The organism is Streptomyces misionensis, from assembly GCF_007896895.1.
GTDB classification, from domain to species: domain Bacteria; phylum Actinomycetota; class Actinomycetes; order Streptomycetales; family Streptomycetaceae; genus Streptomyces; species Streptomyces misionensis_A.
In genome coordinates this window covers 1-5838 of record NZ_VOGW01000140.1, presented here as the reverse complement: position 1 = coordinate 5838, position 5838 = coordinate 1, and the positions used below count along the sequence as shown (strand labels likewise).

Genomic DNA, 5838 nt, shown 5'->3' with positions numbered 1-5838 from the left:
GAGGAGGGTGGGCCAGTTGATGGTGTGGCCGCGGGTCCATGCGTGGCCGATGGAGGTGAGGAGTTGTCGTGTGGTGCCGTGGTTGCGGCGGAGGGTGCCGGTGATGAGGAGGGGTTGTGGTGGGGTTTGTTCGGCTGTGGCTTGGATGCTGGGGGTGAGGACGGGGTGGGGGCTGATTTCGATGAAGGTGGTGAAGTTGTGGGTGAGGAGGTGGTGGGTGGCGGGGGTGAAGCGGACGGTGTTGCGGAGGTTGCGGTACCAGTAGGTGGCGTCGAGGTGGGAGGTGTCGAGCCAGTCGGCTTCGACGGTGGAGAGGAAGGGGGTGTGTGAGGTGGTGGGTGTGATGTCGGCGAGGGTGTGGGTGAGTTCTTCTTCGATGGTTTCGACGTGGGTGGTGTGTGAGGCGTAGTCGACGTCGATGGTTCGTGCGCGGATGCCGGCTTGGTGGCAGGTGGTGGCGAGTTCGGTGAGTGCTTGTGGTTCGCCTGCGACGACGACGGAGGTGGGTCCGTTGAGGGCGGCGATCTGGATGCGGTTGTTCCAGGGGGCGGTGAGTTCCTGGGTCTGGGCTGGGGTGAGGGGGAGGGACATCATGGCGCCGTGGCCGGAGAGGTGGGTGGCGATGGCGCGGCTGCGCAGGACGATGATTTTGGTGGCGTCGGTGAGGGTGAGTGCGCCGGCGATGTGGGCTGCTGCGATTTCGCCTTGGGAGTGTCCTATGACTGCGGATGGGTGCACGCCTGCTGTCTGCCAGAGGCGGGCGAGGCTGACCATGATGGCGAAGGTCACGGGTTGGATGACGTCGACGCGGTCCAGGGGGTGGTGTCCGTGTATGGCGTCGAGGAGGGACCAGCCGGTCAGTTCGTCCATGGCTGTTGCGCATTCGTTCAGTGCTTGGGCGAAGGCGGGGTTGGTGTCGGCGAGTTCGGCGCCCATGCCTGTCCAGTGGGTGCCCTGGCCGGGGAAGACGAAGGCCACGCGTCCCTGGATGTCGGCGCGGTTGCTTGCGGCGCCTTCGGCTACGGCTTCGAGCTGGGCCAGTGCTTCGGCCCGGTCTTCGGCGATGATCACCGCGCGGTCGGGCAGTGCGGCCCGGCCGTTCATCAGTCCCGCGGCGATCGCACCCAGATCCAGCTCGGGGCGGTGGTGCAGGAGGTCGGCCAGTTGCCGGGCCTGGGCGCGGGTGCCCTGTTCGTCGGCTCCGGAGATCAGCAGGGGCAGGGGGCCGTCGGGCTGTGGAGCGGGGATGTCGGACGGTTCGGGGAGGTGTTCCAGGATCACGTGGGCGTTGGTGCCGCTGACGCCGAAGCCCGACACTCCCGCTCGTCTCGGGTGTCCTGTCTCCGGCCAGGCCTGTTCCTCGGTCAGTAGTTCGACGGCTCCCGTGGACCAGTCGACCTGTGGTGTCGGCGCGTCCACGTGCAGGGTTCGCGGCAGCACTGCGTGCCGCATCGCCATGACCATCTTGATGATGCCGGCCACTCCGGCGGCGGCCTGCGCGTGCCCGATGTTCGACTTCAGCGAGCCCAGCCACAGCGGACGTTCACGGTCCTGCCCGTAGGTGGCCAGGAGGGCCTGTGCCTCGATGGGGTCGCCCAGTGCGGTGCCGGTGCCGTGGGCCTCCACCGCGTCCACGTCGGCCGGGGCCAGTCCGGCGGCGTCCAGTGCCCGGCGGATGACGCGTTGCTGGGAGGGGCCGTTGGGGGCGGTGAGGCCGTTGGAGGCGCCGTCCTGGTTGACGGCGCTGCCGCGCACCACCGCCAGTACCCGGTGCCCCAGCCGTTCCGCGTCCGACAGACGCTCGACCAGCAGCACGCCCACGCCCTCCGCCCAGCCCGTGCCGTCCGCCGCCGCGGCGAAGGACTTGCAGCGGCCGTCCGGAGCCAGGCCCCGTTGCCGGGAGAATTCCACGAACGACTCGGGTCCGGACATCACCGTCACGCCGCCGGCGAGCGCCATCGAGCACTCCCCGGCCCGCAGCGCCTGGACGGCCAGGTGCAGGGCGACCAGTGACGACGAGCAGGCCGTGTCCACCGTCACCGCGGGGCCCTCGAAGCCGAGCACGTAGGACACGCGGCCCGACGCCACGCTGGCCGTCGTTCCGGTCATGAGGTGGCCTTCGAGATCGCCGGTGGCGCCGGCACCGTAGCTCTGGTGCATCATTCCGGTGAAGACGCCGACGTCCTTGCCGCGCAGGGCGGTCGGGTCGATGCCGGCCCGTTCGAACGCCTCCCATGACGTTTCGAGGAGCAGCCGCTGCTGCGGGTCCATCGCCAGGGCCTCGCGCGGGGAGATGCCGAAGAAACCCGCGTCGAAGTCGCCCGCGTCGCGCAGGAAACCGCCCTGGCGGACGTAGCTGGTGCCGGGGTGGTCGGGGTCCGGGTCGAAGAGGTCGTCCAGGTCCCAGCCCCGGTCCTCGGGGAAGGCGCCGACGGCGTCGCCACCGGCCGCCACCAGGTTCCACAGGTCCTCGGGTGACGTCACGCCGCCCGGCAGCCGGCAGGCCATGCCGACGATGGCGACGGGTTCCGTGCGTGCGGCCTCGATCTGGCCGAGCCGCTGCCGGGTCTCGTGCAGGTCGGCGGTCACCCGCTTGAGATACCGGACCAGTTTCTCGTCATTGTCCACCGGCGATCACCTTCCTCTTCACTCGTGGGCGCGGCTGGGGTCCGACGGGTCGACGATCCCGAACTCCTCGTCGATGAAGGCCAGGACGTCGTCGACCGATGCTGTGTCGAGCGTCGTCTGGATGCTGTCGGTGCCGCCGACCGGTCCGGGGGCGACGGTGCTGAGCCGGGCCGCCAGCATCCGGAGCCGGGCGGCGGCGACGGTGTCCTTGGCCCGGTCGGCCGGGCGGCCCGCCACCAGGTCCTCCAGCCGTGCCAGCTCGCCCAGCAGCGGGTCCTCCGCGGTGCCTGTGTCCAGCAGGGTGTTCAGGTGGTCGGCGAGTGCCCCGGGTGTCGGGAAGTCGAAGGCGAAGGTGGCGGGAAGGCGCAGCCCGGTGCGGGCGAGGAGCCGGTCGCGCAGTTCGATCACCGTGAGCGAATCGAAGCCGACGTCGGTGAAGGCCGCCTCGTGCCCGATGCGGCCGACGGAGGTGTGACCGAGGACGTGGGCCGCTTCCTGCCGGACCAGGTCGAGGAGGATCGCCTGCCGGTCGGCGGCGCCCACGCCGGCCAGCCGGGTGCTGAGCGCGTCCGCTCCGTCGGCCGGTGCCCGCCTGACCCGCTGCCGCCCGCCCCGGGGTGGGGGGACCAGGCCGCGCAGCAGCGGGGGGACCGGCCTGCCGGCGGCCTGGGCACGCAGGGCGCCCACGTCCAGCTTCATGGGGAGCAGTACCGGTGTGCCGCCGCGCAGTGCGGCGTCGAACAGTTCCATGCCCTCGGCCGCCGACAGTGGTGTCATGCCGTCGCGGGCGAGCCTGCGGTGGTCGGTGGCATCGAGTCCGGCCGTCATGCCGGCGTCCTGGGCCCACATGCCCCAGCCGAGGGAGAGCGCCGGGAGCCCCCGGGCGGCGCGGTGCTGTGCCAGGGCGTCCAGGTAAGCGTTGGCGGCGGCGTAGTTGCCCTGCCCCGAGCTGCCGAAGGTGCCGGCCGCGGAGGAGAAGAGGACGAAGGCGGAGAGGTCCAAACCGGCGGTCAGTTCGTGGAGGTGGCGGGCGCCGTCCGCCTTCGGGCGCAGCACCGTGTCCATACGGTCCGGTGCCAGCGCCGTCAGCACGCCGTCGTCCAGTACGCCGGCCGTGTGCACCACCGCCGTCAACGGCGCGTCGGCCGGTACCCCGGCCAGCAGGCCGGCCACGGCCTCCCGGTCCCCGACGTCGCAGGCGAGCACGTGGACACGAGCCCCGGCCGCCTCCAGTTCCGCCGCCAGTTCGGCCGCGCCGGGAGCCTTGGGTCCGCTCCTGCTGGCCAGGACGAGACTGCGCGCTCTGTGCGTACGCACCAGGTGCCGGGCCACCACCGCGCCGAGCGACCCCGTGCCGCCCGTGACGAGCACCGTGCCTTCGCCGATCGGCCTGCTGCAGGTCGCGGGTGTCTTACCCGGAGCCTCGGCGCGCACGAGCCGGCGCAGGAAGCACCGTCCCTCGCGGACCGCGGCCTGTGTCTCGTCGGCGGCGAACAGGGCGGGTACGAGCGTGCTCAGTTCCGTGCGCGAGGACGGCGCGTCGTCGATGTCGACCAGGGCGACGCGTCCGGCGTTCTCCGACTGCGCGGTCCCGACCAGACCCCACAGGGCGCCGAGCGCCGGGTCGACATCCTCTCCCGGTGTCACGGCCACCGCACCCCTGGTGATCACGGCCAGCCGCGTGCCGTCCAGGGCCGGTTCGGCCGACCACGCCTGAACGATGGCCAGCAGGCGGCCGGTCAGGTCGCGCAGGGCGCCGGGTTCCGTCAGCTCGACCATCAGCGTGCCGGTGCGGGCGCCGCCGCGTGCGGCCAGCACGCGCACGTCCGCCGCCGTGCCGACCGGCACCGTCACGGACTCCGTGACGTGGTCCGGGGCGGACGGTGCCGCCGGCGTCGTCTCCTCCCAGTCCGGGCGCAGCAGGTGCTCGGCGGCCCGGCCGCCGGCGAACCGCGCGGACTCGACCGGGCGGGACACCATCGAGCCCACGGACGCGACGGGGGCGCCGGTCCCGTCGGCCAGGTGCAGGGTCATGCTGTCCCCGCCGGTCGGAACCACCCGTACCCGCACGGCCGTGGCACCCGTGGCGTGCAGGGTGACGTCGCGCCATACGTAGGGCAGTCTCGTGTGCGCGCCGGTACGGTCCGCGCGGTGCTGGAAGTCGGCCGCGTGCAGGGCGGCGTCGAGGAGCGCCGGGTGCAGTGCGAAGGCCGCCGCCCGGTCCTCGTGGTCCTCGGGCAGGGCCACCTCGGCGTACACCGCGCCGTCCACGCGCCAGGCGGCCCGCACCCCCTGGAACACGGGCCCGTAGCGGTACCCGGCCTGCTCCAGACCGTCGTACAGTGCCGCAACCTCCGCCGGGTCCACGGCGACGGCGCCCGCCGGCGGCCACACCGACAGGTCCACCGCCTCCGGCGTCGTACTCGGCGTCGTGTCCGGTGTCGTCTCCGGCGCGGACATCGGCCGCAGCGTCCCGGAGGCGTGGCGGACCCAGGCGGCGCCCGCTTCCTCGGCCCGCGAGTACATCCGTACCGTGCGCCGGCCTTCCTCCCCGGCCGCCCCCACGCTCACCCGCAGCCGCACCCCGGTGCCCTCGGCCAGCGGCAGCGGTGTCTCCAGGACCAGTTCCTCGACCGCGCCGCACCCCACCTCGTCACCGGCCCGCACGGCCAGTTCCACGAACGCCGCCCCCGGCAGCAGTACCGCTCCGGCCGCGACGTGGTCGGCCAGCCACGGGTGGGTTGCCAGGGACAGCCGGGACGTGAACAGCACCTCCTCCGACTCCGGCACCTCCACCACCGCGCCCAGCAACGGGTGACCGGTCTCCTCCAAGCCCGCCGCCGTCACGTCGCCCGCCGCCGCGCCGTCCGCCGTCAGCCAGTAGGTCTCCCTCTGGAAGGCGTAGGTCGGCAGGTCGGCCGGGCCGGCGTCCGTCCGGCCGAGCAGCGCGGACCGGTCGACCGATACGCCCCGGGTGTGGCAGACGGCCAGTGCCGTGAGGACGGTGCGTACTTCATCGCCGTCGTGGCGTAGTGCGGGGACGAATACGGGCTGGCTCTGCGTGTCGTGGTCGAGGTTTTCGCGGGCCATGGCGGTGAGGGTGCTGTCGGGGCCGAGTTCGAGGTAGGTGGTGATGCCGTGGTCGGCGAGGGTGTGGATGCCGTCGGCGAAGCGTACGGTCGCGCGTATGTGGTGGGCCCAGTAGGCGGG

At 72.5% G+C, this 5838-nt stretch carries 2 protein-coding genes; both read right to left on the bottom strand.

Annotation, left to right across the window (positions count from 1 at the left end):
• A partial coding sequence (locus FRZ03_RS24505) for a type I polyketide synthase (RefSeq protein WP_146467311.1) occupies positions 1-2628 on the bottom strand: 2628 nt, incomplete at its 3' end.
• 18 nt (positions 2629-2646) lie between these two features.
• Positions 2647-5838: type I polyketide synthase (locus FRZ03_RS24500; RefSeq protein WP_146467310.1), on the bottom strand; the 3192-nt coding region annotated here is incomplete at its 5' end.